Raw genomic sequence first — 15,962 nt, 5'->3', positions numbered from 1 at the left:
ATAATGTTGCTATTCACAATTCTAGCATAAGGACTCTGGTAAACGCAATTAAATCGATTGCATTCATCCGCTTTTAGCGTTGCGTATTAAATTGATCACGGCAAAGGGAAAATTCTCTCGAACTGTGCTTTCCTTCGCTCTCCGAGTTCGGCGAGAATGAAAATAATCCCCATCGTCATCGCCATCGCAACCGTTCCTGCCACCCACGAGGTACAACTTGCCGGCCACATGGCGGCAATCAGCACCATGACCGGCAGGTGCATGATGTAGAGCGTGAAACTCGCTCCCGCACAGTATCGGACTGAGCATTGCAACCACGATGGCCATAGCTCCATCTTCGGTGTCCCGGCTGCGAAGACAGCAATCGCGGTCGCCAGCAGCAGGCATAACACCAGATAGTAGCCCATGCTGGCGGCCAGCACATCCGGCGCACCCCATTCGAACAGGGGCACCGCCGCCGCCGCTACCCAACGCCGCCAAGCCAGCGCCGCCAGCCCGATCACGACAAGCGCCAACGAGGCGATCCAGCCGGGGATGCGCACGTCTTTCCGGATGAGCGACCACGTACCCACTCCGATCAGCCACAGCGGGAACACCAGTACGATGCGTGGCCCGACGGCCAGAAGCCACAACGCGCCAAATCCCCAGCGCCAGCCGCCGCGCGCATGGCGCAGAATAGCGAACGCCACATAGTACGCCGCTTCGAAACCAAGCGACCAGAAAGGGGCGCCGGTGCTGATCATGGCACGGTCGAACCAGATTTCGTTGGTGAACGTAAGATAGCGCAGGATCGCCAGAGCATCCGGAACATTGCCCACAGCCCCAGCATTCGGATAGCCCGCCCCCAATCCGTACAAGTCGGGGGCAATCGGCGCACCGATCGCATAGCACAGACATAGCACCGCGATGGCAACCGGAACCACGGAATACAGCCGAACCGCGCGCGCGCGCGCGAAATTCTTCCAGTCATGCTCCTTTTGATCGGTGACGAACGCGATGACCAGACCGGAAAGGACGAAGAAGATGGCGACGCCTTCCTTGGCGCTGTGGCCGATCATCGGGGGAAGATCCATGCCATAGACCGCCCCGCCATGCGCGACGAACACCATAACCGCTGCGGCAAGCCGCAACAGATCGAGAAAGACCGATAAGTTCCTGGCCAAGACATCCCCGCCGAGTAGTCGCCCCCCTTCGGGCAATTGCAATACGCTAGGTGACCTGCCGTGGAGACTTCAAAGCCAAATCCATCCGAAATAGTCCAGCATCTAAAACTTCGCCGGCATAAGTGGGCCCATACAGAAATTTCGGTAGAACCGCTTATCCCACTACGGCACTGCCTTGCAAATACTCGGATGCTAGGCCTTAAAGAGCCCCCACTGGAGGAGCAGCCTCCTGCCGCCTTGCCAAGGCATCAAGGCGTCCAAGCATTTCGTCGCGAAGCAGTCCACGTTTGATGGGATCGCTAAGATAGGGGTCCAGCGCAGCGATGCTGGCAAGCGCCGTTGCCGTCCTGACTGGACTAAATCCCAATAGGCGCCGTGCGGCAGGCACCATCTCAAGCATCCGCTTTGCCTGCACCTTCAGGAATGGGGGCGCTGAGGCAGGTTCGATCCGCTGACGAAACTCGGCCAAAGCATGTTCCACATCCAGCCTGAGCATCGACCCGAATGGCTCGGCGCGCTTTCCGAAACGGAACAACTGCAATGCGTCCGGCGGTGGCACCAGCGCAACATCGACTTCCAGATCGAGCGATGCAGCCCAGTCTGCCCATTTAGCCGTCGAGAAGTTGCGCGACACTGCAAATGGCCGCCACGGCACGCCAAACGCGTCCGCAAGAATAGCGCCATGCAGCGACTCGGTAACGACAAGACGCGCTCCGGCAAGTGCACCGATGACTTCCTTCGGAGTTCCGCGCGGGTCGACAAGGTCGAGCCCCGCCATCTGCGCTGCTTCGATCCAGCCTGGAAAGGCGATAGTCTCGAAATGCGGGATGACCACAACGCCGCCCTGCCGATCAGAGGGCGCATGCCTGAATTCCGCCAAGTTCGGCACCAGCACCGCTCCGTCCGTCAACACCTTGTCGGCATCCAACCCCAACACGCGCGCCGTCACCGGCCCTCTTACGCAGTGGTATTCGACATCACGGCCCCGCCATCTCTGAAGCGACGTATAGCCGGCTCCGCTTGAAAAGACGTGCAGCTTCGTACTGCGCCCCGGATCAATGCCAACGATCGTACCAACCCCGACAAATGCCTTATCGTCATCCGGCGCGAAAAGGCCGGGAGCAAGCGTCGGCCACAGCACCTCGTTCAGGTCGTCGCCGAAATTGGGAACGGCCGGTTTATGGCACAGCAGCCTCATGACCATGCATCCGCGCTGGTTGCATTACCGGCGGATCGTCCTCGCTGCACGGCCTCAAGCATGCCGGTCTCGTGCCCGTCTGCTCGAATCACGCGGGCGGGAAAACGACCGGCGTCGCTTGAGTTAGTTGAAGGTAGTCGCATCCGGTATGAACCGTTCCACTGCAACCCGCTACCGACCCAGTCGGACAAGGGCGCTACACATCTCTTCACGAGACGCATTTCCCTAAATAAAATTCCATATTGTCGTTTAAATAAAAATCTTAACTTCCTCCGTTCTGGAGATAAAATCATTATAAAAACGCAGATTCATATCGAACAAATCCTTGTAGCCGCAAATCATTAAGACCTATAATGAACGAGCCATAAGTCATGATCGGTTTATGGTCGGCGATCGATGCGCGACCGCTGAAAATCCCTGTCGAGGCAATTACATCAACCGAGCTAGGGATAAGTATTTACACTCAGGAGGACGGAATGCCATTCACCATCGGTAATGAAGACAGCAATCGTCTGGGCGGCACCAGTGGCAACGACGCAATTTCGGGCCGCGCCGGCATTGACTACCTTTACGGCGGCGCAGGTAACGATGCATTCGTTATCCGCCTCTCGGACATGGATGCCTCACTCAATGCTAACGGTTCAGTTGGTGCCAAGGCCCAGGATTTCATTTACGACTTCCACGGCGCTGGCGTCTATGAAGCCGGAAACAACGATTTCCTTTATCTCTCCGGCTTCGGCGCTGGCTCGACCCTTACTTTCCTCGGCTATGGCGCTAACAGCACTAATCCCGGTGGCGACATTCATGCACATTACTATTCCATTCACAGCACGACTACCGGTCTCGACTATGTAATCGCCGTCGGTTCGATGAATGGCAATCAGCTCATCAAGGGCGATTACAACTTCTACAACTGACTCAAACGATAAGGAATGCGGGGGCACCCTAATCGGTTGGCAGGCGCGAGGGTGGTGCGAAAGCACCGCCCTCGTTTACTATTTAAGCGGAATTGGAAATCGTCTGACTCCAATAGCTTCAGCTTGATCAGACATACTTAATGGATTGAACCGTGCAGAATTAGCTCCAAATCCATTCGTTCTTGGTTTGATCCTAACGGGCTGACTACGCCAGAATATGACCACGATGCTGGAACACTTCAGGATGCTCAATGTCCAAAATGTTTGTCACCCTTCCGATCTTGTGCCTCGCCACGCTAATGGCTGGTTGTGCGGGAAGCGAACGACTGCCCGAACTCGCTTTGGCCAGCAGCGACGCCAGCTATTCGCTTGGCTCGGGAGACAAGCTGCGGATCACCGTTTACGGGGAAGAAAAGCTTACGGGTGAGTATCTTGTCGACGGTACAGGTGCCATCGCCTTCCCACTGGTGGGCGCCATACAGGCAAAAGGATTGACGGCGCCAGCCTTGGCAGACCGGCTGTCGAGCGCACTTAGCAAGGGTTACCTCGACAACCCAAGCGTTGCGATCGATGTCCTGAACTTCCGTCCATACTACATCCTGGGCGAGGTATCCAAACCAGGCGAGTATCCGTTCGTCGAAGGGCTCACGATTTTCAGCGCGGTCGCCAAAGCTGAAGGTTTCACATATCGTGCCGACGCCCGTCGGGTATACATCCGACACAAGGATGGTAACACCGAGTCCCTGTATCGTCTCGACGGCGTTACCCCGGTACAGCCTGGAGATACAATCCGCATACTTGAACGGCGCTTCTGACATGGGGGCTTGGCGCTGTCCAGTTACGTCACCATCTTCACTCGCACGGTACATACGCACGCGCGCCGGCTTGGCGATCGTGGCTCTTACCGCGGGATGGGGTCAATCCTCCCACGCACAGGCGATCGGTCCTCTAATTCAGGAACCCAACGACGTTCCAGGCCAGCGTGTCATTCCGGAATACACACCGATCGGGTATAATCTGGCGGGCTTTGATGCATTGCCTTCCGTGGCCTTCGGTACTCAGCTGGACAACAACATCTTTACCCGAAACACCGTCAAGGCTTCCGACATTGTATTGCAATCCGAACCGCGAATTCGTCTTCGCAAAGAACGTCGTTCTGGGAGCATCACGATCGATGCCAATGCCCGATTTAGCCACTATGCCAAGTTGACGGATCAGAACTCCACCGAATATCGTCTGCAAGGTATATACGTCCGCGGCGCCAAAGGTCCGGAGTCCTTAACCGTAAATACAGGCTATAGACGCGAAGCAGTCCAGCGCGGCACGGCGGAGAACGATCTGACCGGCGGAGAACCGCTGATGCGCCGCGTGCTGCATGGCTCATTGACCGGACGCATGCGGTTCAACCGTTTATCCGTCGATGCGCAGCTACTTGCCGTGCGTCAACGCTTCGAAGATATCGGCAATCCCTCAGGTCGGGACATACCGCAGGGCTTTCGCAACGTCGATCATTTTGGTTTTCGCGCCATTACCGCCTATGAAACAACAAGCAGAACGTCGGTGTTCAGCAGTCTTGCATATGATCGCTTTGATTATGCAACATCACCGCTGCTGGACAACCGCGACGCAGTCAACTGGAGTGCCACAGCAGGGGTCCGATACGAAGTCACCCGCATCTTGCATGCACAGTTGGCCATTGGCTACCGGCGCTACGACTTCCGGGACAAGACTCTTGGTGCGATCGGCGGCCTCGCGGTATCGGGGCACTTGCGCTACTTTCCTTCTCGGGTGTTCGCGATCCGTGGCACCCTTGAGCAAAGCAACACAACAAGCCCCTACGATCTTGTCGGAGCCGTCACGCTAACCACGGCGCGGGTAGAGGCCGAATACGAGATGCGCCGGAACCTATCCTGGCTCGGTGCAGCCAAATTCATGCTGGAAGACTACGCCAAGCAGCCGTACTCCGCCCGGAGGGCGGAAGTAAATGTCGGACCGCGCTATCGTTTCAACCGTTGGCTGACGATCGATGCGAATGCAGGTTACGCACAGCGTTTGGTCCGTGGTCCGGCCCCCTTTGAACCTTTTTCCCAGTTCTACGGGATGGTCACATTAAGGCTGGCCCGATGATCATGAGTGTCAATCCATCGATCACCTCGTTCATAGGACTCAACCTCAAGTTGGCTGGCAGAGCTGCGCCGGTGTGCCATTCAGCACTGCGCGCGCTAACCTGGCTAGCGCTCATTCCTTTGGCGCAAATGCTGATCTCGGGTTCACCTCATGTAACTGGCAAGGTGGCGATGCCGTCCAATGTTCAGACATTAGACCGGGCGACTGGAAATGCTGCTTCAACGCTGGCGCCCACGCAAAGTGCCGCGCTGTTTCTCGCCGAAGTTCCGGCTGACAAAGCGCGCCAGATCAATCAGGCGGTGCCGTTCACTTTGGCGGGTATCGAGCGCCCTCTGCCATTTCACATGGCGGCCGATACCGCGGGCTATGATCGGGCTCTGGATTGCTTGGCCAGTGCGGCCCTGTACGAAGCGGGTGACAATCGTGTAGCGCAATCTGCGGTGGCGCAGGTCGTCCTGAACCGGGTGCGCCATCCCGCTTTTCCCCACTCGATCTGCGCTGTCGTCTATCAGGGCTCGGAGCGTGCTAGCGGATGTCAGTTCACGTTTACCTGTGACGGTGCGCTGCGCCGAGTACCTTCGCCGGCTGCATGGTACCGTGCTCGACAGACTGCCAGCGGATTCCTCGCCGGGCAGATCGATTTATCGGTGGGGATGGCCACCCATTACCACACAGACTGGGTACATCCGTATTGGAGTTCCTCGCTCGACAAGATTGCCCAAGTCGGCACACATCTATTCTTCCGCTGGCCCGGCACTTGGGGTCGTCGCAAGTCCTTCGACGTCGCCTACAATGAAGGCGAACCTATCCAGCCGCAACTGGCCGGCCTTTCCTCTGCTCATCGTGTGCTGGTCCCAGCCGCCCCTAAGCCGCCAAGCTCGAGCGCGCCTGTTCCAGTTGCGCCCCATAGCCAAGTGCTCGCCGTGCGCGAGGGTGACCATCTCATTCTGGTGGACGGCGGAGGTGACGGCGATCGCCTCGCTTTGGACGGGCTGGGAACATGCCAGGGTCAAGTATACTGCAAGATCGTCGGCTGGGATCGACGGTCTGCAGGCTACGGTTCTCCGCTCAATCCGACACTACAGACCGTGGCGTTCCTTTACGTTAGCGACAAGCGCACCGGCGTCGAGATCGTCCTTTGGGACTGCGCCCGCTTCAATCGACCGTCCGAAGCACAGTGCCTGTCTGAAAAGAATCGCCGATGGATCAGCTTCCAGGGGAACTTCTCCAGTGCATCCTAGAAAAGCATCGTGGCACCAGGCAACCTGTCCCGCACCTTCCGCCGCATGTTCCTCCGGCAATGTACGGATGCTGCTTTCAGTAAGCCATTCATCACAAACGCGCACCAACGCCGAGCCGTCATGAAAGCGATCATGCACCTTCAGTCTTTGCAAATGCGCCGCTTTTGGGGGTTCCTGCTCCCATGCCTCTGCATAACGACCGTGGGAGGCCACGCGGAAACCTTGGGGGAAGCGGTAGGAGACGCTTATCGCCACAACCCAGGCGTAGAAACCAGTCGCGCCTCGTCACGTGCGGCGCAGGAACGGGTTCAGCAGGCAAGAGCCCAGTTCGGCCCAACTTTGACAGCAAACGCAAGCTACAGTTTAGCGTGGCGACGGGTCAGCCAAAATGGAACGATTGCGCTGCGCCAACATGGCTTGACACCACAATTGTCCGTCTCGCTGGATCAACCGCTTTTCACTTTTGGGCGCTTGGCGGCGTCACGCCGTATTGCCGATGCTGGCTATAGCGCATCTGTCGCAGACATGCGCGCGGCTGAACAGGAACTGATAGCCAACGTTGTCATCGCCTATGCATCTGTCTTGCGTGACGAGAAGCTAGTGGAAATCGCCCGCGAAAACCTCTCGCAGCTGACAGAGACACGGGACCAGATAAGCGCACGCTACGCTGCACGCTATGCAACCGAAACTGACCTCCAGCAGACCCGCAACCGTATTTTCAGCGGTCAAGCACAGCTTGAACTTGCCCAAGGCGCGCTGCTTGCCAGCCGGAACAGATACCGGAATGTCGTAGGACACTACCCCGCGTCACTGGCGCCTTTACCGCAACTGCCACCGCTTCCTCGTGAGATAGAGGATGCTCAAGCCTTGGGCAAAATTGCAAGCCCCGTCCTGGAGGCTGCCCGAAACGATCTGCTTGCAGCACAGGCACGCATTGCCCAGGCACGCGGCAATACCAGACCTTACGCGGGAGTTCAGGCAAGTCTGGCCCGATCTCCATTGGGCATCGAGAACGACGATGTCCGAGAACTCAGCGCCCAAGTGCAGGTGGGTGTCACAGTGCCGCTGTACTCCGCTGGCCTGCTGTCTTCTACCATCCGCGAAGCCCGCCAGCTGGCAGATGCCGCTACACAGCAGGTCGAACAGACGTCCCGCGATGTCCGTGAAAACATCGGCAGTTACTGGGATCAGCTATCTGCCACCCGTCGTGCGCTGCCCGCCTATGCGCGCGCCGTCGCCGCCGCAAGGACGGCACTGGAAGGGGCCCAGCAACAACAGGTTGCGGGGCAGGCGACTTCACTGGACGTTCTCGACACCGCGCGCGACCTGCTCAATTCCAGACAGGCGCAAGCCCAGGCAGAAGCGCAGCTTTATGTCCAGCATGCCACCCTGCTGGGGGCAATGGGGCAGTTGCGGGCGGACAACTTCGCGCCCGACACACCGGTGTTCAATCCCGATCGCTATCAGGGATTGGGCTGGGCGGGCCAGCCCACCGGTCCGCTCGTCGAAGCTGTTGACGGGCTCGCGCTCGACAGCCGCTTCACGCCTTCGCCGGTTTCCATCGAAAACGCCTCTGAACCGGGCCACGTGATGGCACCGGAGCCGGGGAAACAATGACGACGCAGCCGCTCCATCATTCCAGAAACAGAACCGGACCTGCCAGATGCTTTCGGTAAAAGACGACCTGTTCGCCGACGTTCGCGCCATGCTACGAACCGTCCTGCCGGTGATCTGGCCGATCCTGCTGTTCAGCGCAGTCTTCAATGTGCTGTTACTGTCCGGATCGTTCTTTATGCTGCTGGTGTACGACGACGTTTTGGCCAGCCGCAGCGGAGCGACGCTAGCTGGCCTGCTCATGATGGTGACGGTAGCTTATGCGTTCCAGGGCGCGGTGGACGTAATCCGTTCACGAGTACTGCTTCATACCGGCGCACAGGCCGACCAGCGTCTGTGTGACCGGCTGTACGACATCATAAGCCGGTACGAACAGGAAGTAGGCCCGATGCCTTCCGGCACTGCGCCGGTACGCGATCTGGATCTTGTGCGCGGTTACATCACCGGTCCGGGACCGCTTGCCCTGCTCGACCTGCCTTACGTGATTATGTTCCTGCTGATCCTGACTTTGTTCCACTGGGCGCTGGGTCTGGCGACGCTGGCTGGCGTATTGGTGATGATCGCCTTGATGATCGTTGGGGACCGCCGGACGCGGGAGCCTGCGCAACAGGCCGCAGCCGTAGGCGCAGCCCGCTTTGCAATGGCAGAGGACGTCCGCCGCAATGGCGAAGTCCTGCGCGTTCTGGGCATGAGTGCGCGGCGACGGGCAAGCTGGGACAGAGTGAGCCTTAAGCTTATTGCGGCACACGACGAACTCGCCGGCAGTTCCGGGCGTACGCAGGTGCTCGGCAAGGCCTTTCGCCTCTTCCTCCAGTCGTTCGTGCTGGCAGTAGGTGCGTTTCTGGTCATCGATAACGATGCCACCGGCGGCGTCATTATCGCCGGATCGATCCTGAGCGCGCGCGCGCTGATGCCGGTAGAACAAACCATCGGGCAATGGAAACCGATGACGGAGGCCAGCCAGGCTTGGCGACGCCTGTCATCGTTGCTCGAAAGGGTGCCACCGCAGCAGGCACCGATGCCTCTGCCCCGCCCGCAAACCAGCTTGGAGGTTCAGGGCGTCGTCTGTGGCCCTCCCGGACGCCAGAGGATCACCGTCGCCAACGCATCCTTCCGTCTCAGCGCGGGCGAAGCGCTCGCCGTGATCGGGCACAGCGGCTCAGGCAAATCTTCGCTGATGCGCGCAGTGACGGGAGCCTGGCCCTTGCTGCGCGGTGCTGTGCGCCTCGACGGCGCCGCGCTGGACCAGTGGGATCCCGCCGAGCTTGGCCGCGACATCGGCTATGTCCCCCAGACGATCGAACTTTTCGACGGCAGCGTGGCGCAGAATATCGCGCGGTTCGAACCCAATGCCGACCCGGAGGCCATCATCTCAGCTGCGCGCGCGGCCGATGTGCACGACATGATCGTCGCACTGCCGGGCGGGTACGAATATGCCTTGGGGGGGCCGGGTGGCGGCGGGCTTTCCGGCGGCCAGAAGCAACGTATCGCTTTGGCCCGCGCGTTGTATGGGGAGCCTTTCCTCATCGTGCTCGATGAACCCAATTCCAACCTGGATGCAGCTGGAGAGGATGCGTTGCTGGCCGCGATCGGCGCTGCCAAGCAGCGAGGGGCCATCGTGGTCATCGTGGGACATCGTCCCACGGTATTCGCTCAGGTCGATCACATCATGATCATGGCGGACGGTCAGGTCATGCAGATGGGAGAGCGTAACGAGATGCTCAAGCGCATCAACTTCAACCCCGCCCCACAACCGCCCCAGCCCACCCCTTCGAGCGAGTGAATGCCGTGCCCAGCCAGATCCTGAACCAGCCCGGCGTCGCTCCGGCCATTCCCGACGCTCCCGACTATCATCCCGAAACCAGCCTGCGCCGGGAGTTGCGCACCGGACTGATCCTGTGCGCAGCGCTGGTGTTCGGCCTCGGCGGGTTGGCCGCATTTCTGCCGATGACAGGGGCGGTCATCGGCCCCGGCCAAGTCGGCGTATCGACTTATGTGAAGGAAATCGGCCATCCTTCCGGCGGGGTAGTAGCCGACATCATGGTGCGCGATGGCGCTCATGTGAACAAGGGTCAGCCGCTGCTGCGGCTCGACACTAGGGTGACCGGGGCGACCGCGAATTACACGGGGGAGAATGTCGATCAACTGCTTGCCCGTGCGGCCCGCCTCACGGCAGAGCGCGACAATGCGGCAACCGTCGCCTTCCCCCCGGAATTGACCCGCAGAGCCGGTGACGCCAACATCGCCACGCTGATGGAGCAGGAGCGCAAGACTTTCGCGCTGCGCCGGGATGCCCGGCGATCGATGGCGGCCCAGCTGGGGCAGCGCATCAGCCAGACTCAAGCCGATATAGCCAGCTCACGAACCAAGGCGGCCAGTTTCAACGACCAGGCTGCGCTCATCAACGACGAACTCGATGCCACGCGCAAGCTCTACGAAAAGCGTTATACGACGCTGGACCGCCTCAACGCGCTCGAACGATCAGCTTCGGGTCTCAGCGCCGAGGCGAAAAGCGCGCGAGAAGCGGCGACTTCCGGGGCCGCACGGATCGGCGAACTGCGCCTGCAGATGGGCTCCATAGAGGCGGATGCGCGGGGTAGCGCCGCCGCCAAACTGATGGACGTGCTGGCCCGCATCAGCGAATTGCGGCGCGCGCAGGTCGCTGCGGATGACAGCTTTGACAGGGCGGTTATCCGCGCTCCGCAAGCCGGCACGATCGACAAGCTGGCGTACCGTACTGTTGGCGGCGTTGTTCCGGCAGGTCAGACGATTCTGGAACTGGTCCCGGATGACGATCGGATGGTGGTGGAAGCCACCATCGCGCCCAACGACATCGATCAGGTGCGCACCGGACAGAAGGCTACGATACGTTTCAGCGCCTTTTCGTCGCGAACTACCCCCGAACTGGTGGGCACTGTCACGCATGTGTCCGCTGACCGTACCGATGACAAGGCTACACGGAGCGCTTTCTATCGCGTCACCGTTGCCCTCGACAAAGGCGAACTGGCGCGACTGGGGGATTTACAACTGCGTCCAGGCATGCCGGCGGAAACGTTCATCCAGACCGGAAAGCGCACGATGCTGGGCTACATCCTGAAACCGCTTGCCGACCAACTGGCGCGGGCATTCCGAGAAGGTTGACCGGAATTCAGGTGCCCAACGTTGTCGCGGTGCGATCGCGGCGATCTATACGGAAGCCCGTGCCATTCACCGTCTCGCATCGCAGGTTGGCTGCATCCGGCTTTTCCCAATCGCTCACGGCCATGGGGGTGCCGTCCTCGGTCAGCCAGATCGCAGTTTCAGGAAAGCTGGCGTATCGGGCTGAATTGGAGGATCTGATTGCTGCCAGTTGCTCGACATGAGCCTGAAGGTCGTGGTCGCGGGTATTCCAGTCGATCCAGGTCAGCGCATTGTCCTGGCAGTAGGCGTTGTTGTTGCCTTGTTGCGACCGCCCGAACTCATCTCCGGCGGTCATCATGATCGTCCCTGTTGAGACGAACAACGTTCCCAAAAGCGCCTTGAGGTCGGAGCGGCGTCGGTCCAGCACCAGCGAGTCGGCGGATGGCCCCTCTACGCCGTTGTTCCAACTGAAATTTTCGCCATGACCATCGCGATTATGCTCCCCATTCGCGAGATTATGGCGCTGTTCATAGGCGACCACGTCGGCGAGGGTGAAACCATCATGTGCGGCCAGGAAGTTGATCGAGCGACATGGGCGTTGCGGGGAGTTGGGGCCAAACAGATCGCTGGAGCCAGCGAGACGCGTTGCCAGGGTGCCAATGCCTTCTCCGCCCTTCCAGAAGCGGCGGACATCGTCACGGAAGCGATCGTTCCATTCCAGCCAGTTGGGAGGAAAACGGCCCACCTGGTAGCCGCCTGGGCCAATGTCCCAAGGTTCCGCGATCAGCACGCGGTCGGCCAGCAGGGGATCCTGCGCAATTTCGGCAAAGATCGGAGCGTTGGCATCAAAGCCCGGCCCACGCGCCAGAACGGTAGCAAGGTCGAACCGGAAACCGTCTACCCCGCACCGCGACACGAAATGACGCATGGCATCCAGAGTAAGTCGACGCACTGCAGGATTGGCGAAATCCAGCGTATTGCCGCATCCCGTATCATTGATCAGGCTGCCGTCCGGAGCATGGGCGTACATGGCGTTGTCCAGCCCTCGCAGGGACAGGATGCCGCCCCACACATCGCTTTCGCCGGTGTGATTGAAGACGAGGTCTAGCAACACTGCAATGCCCGCCGCGTGCAATGCCGCCACGGTTTCGCGCAGTTCCGAAACGCCGCCCGGACACAGGCCAGGATCGAGCGCCATCATCGCCACCGGATTGTAGCCCCAGGCATTGACGAGGCCGAGTGGCGGCAGATGACGCTCGTCGATCCATGCGACGATCGGCATCAGTTCCACCGCCGCTACGCCTAGCCGCACCAGATGTGCCAGCACTTCCGGATGCGCCAAAGCCGCCACGGTGCCGCGCCGATGTTCCGGAACATCGGGGTGCAGCATCGTGAACGCCCGCACATTCAGTTCATAGATCAACCCGCCCGGCGCGAACCGCGGCGGCTTCAGAGCGAGTGAGGGTGTGGGGCTTAGGACAATGGCGCGCGGCACGACGGCAGCTGTGTCCGTGCCATGTTCCGCCAGCGCAGGGTTCTGGATGAAACGACGGTCGAGTTCGACGGCGTAGGGATCCACCAGCAGCTTGGCCGGATCGAACCAGCATCCCGCTTCCGGCGCCCACGGCCCGGCAGCCCGATAGCCGTAGCGCGCGCCTGCAAGATCGCGCGGAAACGTCGCCACCCATGTGTCGCCTTCGCGCTCCATGGCATGGCGGGTTTCCGTGTCCCCGTCGAACAGGCACAGCCAGACGGCCTCTGCCCGCGGGGCGCGCACCGCGAAACGCGTCTTGCCGCGTTCGACTACCGCGCCCAGCATGGTCATGCCGTAGCCAGCATTCGGTAGAGTTCGGCGTAAGCATGGCCACTGGCGGACCATGAAAAATCGCACCGCATCGCGTTCTTCTGGAGCCGCTGCCAGAGCGGCGGCGATGCGTGAAGCTGGACGGTGCGGGTGAGCGCGGCTGCCAGTGCATCGTAGTTCACGCCATCGAACTGTACGCCGGTGGCGCATCCGGCAGCCAGCGCCGCAGGATTGGCGTCGATGACGGTGTCGGCCAGCCCGCCCGTTCGCGCCACTACCGGCAGGCAGCCGTAAGCGAGCCCGTAAAGCTGCGTCAGGCCACACGGTTCGAAGCGCGAGGGGATGAGAATGGCATCGCCGCCCGCCTGCATGCGGTGCGACAGCGCTTCATCGTAACCGATGCGAATGCCGACGCGGCCCGGATGGCGTGCCGCGCCTTCGTGAAGAGCGCGCTCTATCGCGGCATCGCCCGAACCAAGCAGGGCGAGGCGGCCGCCGATGCCGACTAGATGGTCGAGGACTTCGGGCAGGACGTCCATGCCCTTTTGCCATGTCAGGCGGGTGACGACGATGAAGATCGGGCCGTCGCCTTCGTCAAGGCCGAATTCCGCCTCCAGCGCGCGCTTGTTCGCCCGGCGCTTGTCGAGGCTGCGGTGTGAATAGCGCGCGGCCAGCGCCTTGTCAGTGGCGGGGTTCCAGACATCGGCGTCGATGCCGTTGAGTATCCCGTGGACTTGCGCGCCGCGCTCTACGATCAGCCCCTCAAGCCCCATGCCGAACGCGCTGGAGCGGATTTCCCGCGCATAAGTGGGGCTGACGGTGGTGATCGCGTCGGCGCTGGCAAGGCCCGCCTTTAACATGCCAAGCCCGCCGTGGTACTCGACCCCGTCAAGCGACCACGCGGTGTCAGGCAGGCCCAGTTGCGGGAACACGCCGGGGTCGAACCAGCCCTGGAACGCCATGTTGTGGATGGTCACGACAGAGGGCGTATGACGGTCAGTGAATGGTGCGAAGCGCAGATAGGCAGGGGCCAGCGCGGCCTGCCAGTCATGGGCATGGACCAGATCGAATGGCTGCGACTTCCCACGTTTCGTCACCGCGCCGCCCGCAATGTCCGCTGCGGCGCGCCCCAGCGCAGCGAAGCGCTGCCAATTGTCGGCCCAGTCCAGCCCGGCGGCGTCGGTGTAGGGAAGCCCTTCCCGTGCGTAGAGGGCGGGTGCGTCCAGCACCAGCAGCGGATGGCCATCGGGCAGTGCCCCGGCCAGCAGGCGCGCAGACGTGCCCAGCAGCGACGGCCAGGAATGGACCGCCTTTGTACGCGGTCCCAGTGCTCCCAGCACGGAGGGATAGCCGGGAAGGAGCGTGGTCGTTTCCACGCCGTGCGGGGCCAGCGCTGCCGGAAGCGCGCCAGCCACATCCGCCAGCCCCCCCGTCTTGACCAGCGGCACCGCTTCCGAGGCGACGGAAAGTACCCGAAGCGTGGTGCTCACAGGTCGAGCCGGTCGATCATCGGCTTGGTGATCAGACAGATGCCGTTCTCCGTGCGGCGGAAGCGGCGCGCATCCAGTTCCGGATCCTCGCCCACGACGAGGCCTTCCGGGATGCGGACGCCGGAATCGATGATGACCCGTTTCAGCCGGGCGCTGCGCCCGATGTTGCTGTACGGCAGCACCACGCCCTCCTCGACGCTGGAGAAGCTGCCCATCTTCACGCCGGTCATCAGCAGCGACTTGCGCGCCAGTGCGCCCGACACGATGCAGTCGTTGGAAATGAGCGAGGAGATCGCATGGCCCCGGCGGCCGTCTTCGTCGTGGACGAACTTGGCGGGCGCGGCGACGACCGAGTCCGACCAGATCGGCCATTCACGGTCGTACATGTCCAGCTTGGGCACGGTGTCGGTCAGGTCGAGATTGGCCTCGAAATAGGCGTCCAGCGTTCCCGCGTCGCGCCAGTATTCCTCGATCTCCTCTGCCGCGCGGATGCAGCTGTCGGTGAAACGGTGGGCCTGCGCCTTGCCGTGCTTGACGATGTAGGGGATGATATCGCCCCCGAAATCGCGCTTGCTGTCGGGGTCGGCGGCGTCGCGGCGCAGTTGTTCGAACAGGAAATCGGTGTTGAAGACGTAGATGCCCATGGACGCCAGCGCCATGTGCTCCTGCCCCGGAATACCCGGGGGGTCGGCGGGCTTTTCAACGAAGGCGGTGATGCGGTCGGTTTCGTCGACGTGCATGACGCCGAAAGCCACCGCTTCCATGCGCGGCACCACCAGGCAGCCCACGGTGACGTCCGCGCCCGAGTTGACGTGCTGCTGCAGCATCCGCTCGTAGTCCATCTTGTAGACGTGGTCGCCGGCCAGGATGACCATGTACTTGGGATCGTGCGGCTGGATGATGTCGATGTTCTGATAGACCGCGTCCGCCGTCCCTTCGTACCACAGCAGTTCGGAAATGCGCTGGCTGGCGGGGAGGATGTCGAAGCTCTCGTTGCGCTCCGGACGCATGAAGTTCCATGCCCGCTGCATGTGACGGATCAGGCTATGCGCCTTGTACTGGGTCGCCACGCCGATGCGGCGGATGCCCGAGTTGATCGCGTTCGACAGGGCAAAATCGATGATGCGCGCCTTACCGCCGAAATAAACAGCGGGTTTGGCGCGGTTGTCGGTCAGCTCCCTGAGGCGGCTGCCTCGGCCGCCGGCCAGAACATAGGCCATGGCTTCGCGCGCGAGCGGCGAGCCGGAAGCTGGTCTCATTTCATGTCTCTCCGTATCGATCTGAACAA

The 15,962-nt window shown here is 61.0% G+C and carries 12 protein-coding genes; 7 read left to right on the top strand and 5 right to left on the bottom strand.

The window, feature by feature from the left end:
• Positions 1-95: 95 nt before the first annotated feature.
• Both GGR40_RS17230 and GGR40_RS17225 read right to left on the bottom strand, forming a co-directional pair.
• Positions 96-1,163: an acyltransferase family protein gene (locus GGR40_RS17230; RefSeq protein ID WP_429277484.1), complete on the bottom strand. Its 1,068-nt coding sequence runs from the start codon at positions 1,161-1,163 to the stop codon at positions 96-98.
• Between the two features lie 199 nt (positions 1,164-1,362).
• A complete protein-coding gene (locus tag GGR40_RS17225; protein WP_429277483.1) occupies positions 1,363-2,367 on the bottom strand; it encodes a polysaccharide pyruvyl transferase family protein in 1,005 nt (334 codons plus the stop codon).
• 365 nt (positions 2,368-2,732) lie between these two features.
• On the opposite strand from GGR40_RS17225, the gene GGR40_RS17220 reads away from it, so the two are divergent.
• The 7 genes from GGR40_RS17220 (at position 2,733) to GGR40_RS17190 (ending at position 11,401) form a co-directional block, all read left to right on the top strand.
• Entirely contained in the window at positions 2,733-3,278 is a 546-nt protein-coding gene (locus GGR40_RS17220) for a calcium-binding protein (RefSeq protein ID WP_429277482.1), read from the top strand.
• A 251-nt stretch (positions 3,279-3,529) separates the two neighbouring features.
• The gene (locus GGR40_RS17215; RefSeq protein ID WP_429277481.1) at positions 3,530-4,093 is read left to right on the top strand and encodes a polysaccharide biosynthesis/export family protein; all 564 of its coding nucleotides are present in this window, start codon (positions 3,530-3,532) and stop codon (positions 4,091-4,093) included.
• 79 nt (positions 4,094-4,172) lie between these two features.
• A complete protein-coding gene (locus tag GGR40_RS17210; protein ID WP_429277498.1) occupies positions 4,173-5,405 on the top strand; it encodes an outer membrane beta-barrel protein in 1,233 nt (410 codons plus the stop codon).
• Positions 5,402-6,646 carry a cell wall hydrolase gene (locus tag GGR40_RS17205; RefSeq protein ID WP_429277480.1) on the top strand — a complete coding sequence of 415 codons (1,245 nt, stop codon included), beginning with the start codon at positions 5,402-5,404 and terminating at the stop codon, positions 6,644-6,646. Before GGR40_RS17210 ends, GGR40_RS17205 begins: the two co-directional genes overlap by 4 nt.
• A 120-nt stretch (positions 6,647-6,766) precedes the next feature.
• On the top strand, positions 6,767-8,263 hold the full coding sequence (locus GGR40_RS17200; protein WP_429277479.1) for a TolC family outer membrane protein: 1,497 nt from the start codon (positions 6,767-6,769) through the stop codon (positions 8,261-8,263).
• A gap of 46 nt (positions 8,264-8,309) precedes the next feature.
• Positions 8,310-10,043 carry a type I secretion system permease/ATPase gene (locus GGR40_RS17195; RefSeq protein ID WP_429277478.1) on the top strand — a complete coding sequence of 578 codons (1,734 nt, stop codon included), beginning with the start codon at positions 8,310-8,312 and terminating at the stop codon, positions 10,041-10,043.
• Positions 10,044-10,048: 5 nt separating this feature from the next.
• On the top strand, positions 10,049-11,401 hold the full coding sequence (locus GGR40_RS17190; RefSeq protein WP_429277477.1) for an HlyD family type I secretion periplasmic adaptor subunit: 1,353 nt from the start codon (positions 10,049-10,051) through the stop codon (positions 11,399-11,401).
• Positions 11,402-11,408: 7 nt separating this feature from the next.
• On the opposite strand, the gene glgX is transcribed toward GGR40_RS17190, so the two are convergent.
• From glgX to glgC, 3 genes are read right to left on the bottom strand one after another with little or no spacing between them, the layout of a single operon-like run.
• A complete protein-coding gene (glgX, locus tag GGR40_RS17185; protein ID WP_429277476.1) occupies positions 11,409-13,205 on the bottom strand; it encodes a glycogen debranching protein GlgX in 1,797 nt (598 codons plus the stop codon).
• Complete coding sequence (gene glgA / locus GGR40_RS17180) at positions 13,202-14,674, bottom strand: glycogen synthase GlgA (RefSeq protein ID WP_429277475.1); 1,473 nt, start codon at positions 14,672-14,674, stop codon at positions 13,202-13,204. The genes glgX and glgA overlap by 4 nt, the downstream gene beginning before the upstream one ends.
• Complete coding sequence (gene glgC / locus GGR40_RS17175) at positions 14,671-15,933, bottom strand: glucose-1-phosphate adenylyltransferase (RefSeq protein WP_429277474.1); 1,263 nt, start codon at positions 15,931-15,933, stop codon at positions 14,671-14,673. The genes glgA and glgC overlap by 4 nt, the downstream gene beginning before the upstream one ends.
• Positions 15,934-15,962: the final 29 nt, after the last annotated feature.

The organism is Novosphingobium gossypii (assembly GCF_050433305.1).
GTDB classification, from domain to species: domain Bacteria; phylum Pseudomonadota; class Alphaproteobacteria; order Sphingomonadales; family Sphingomonadaceae; genus Novosphingobium; species Novosphingobium gossypii.
Note: the sequence above shows the minus strand (reverse complement) of the source record. Positions and strands in the feature narration are given on the sequence as shown.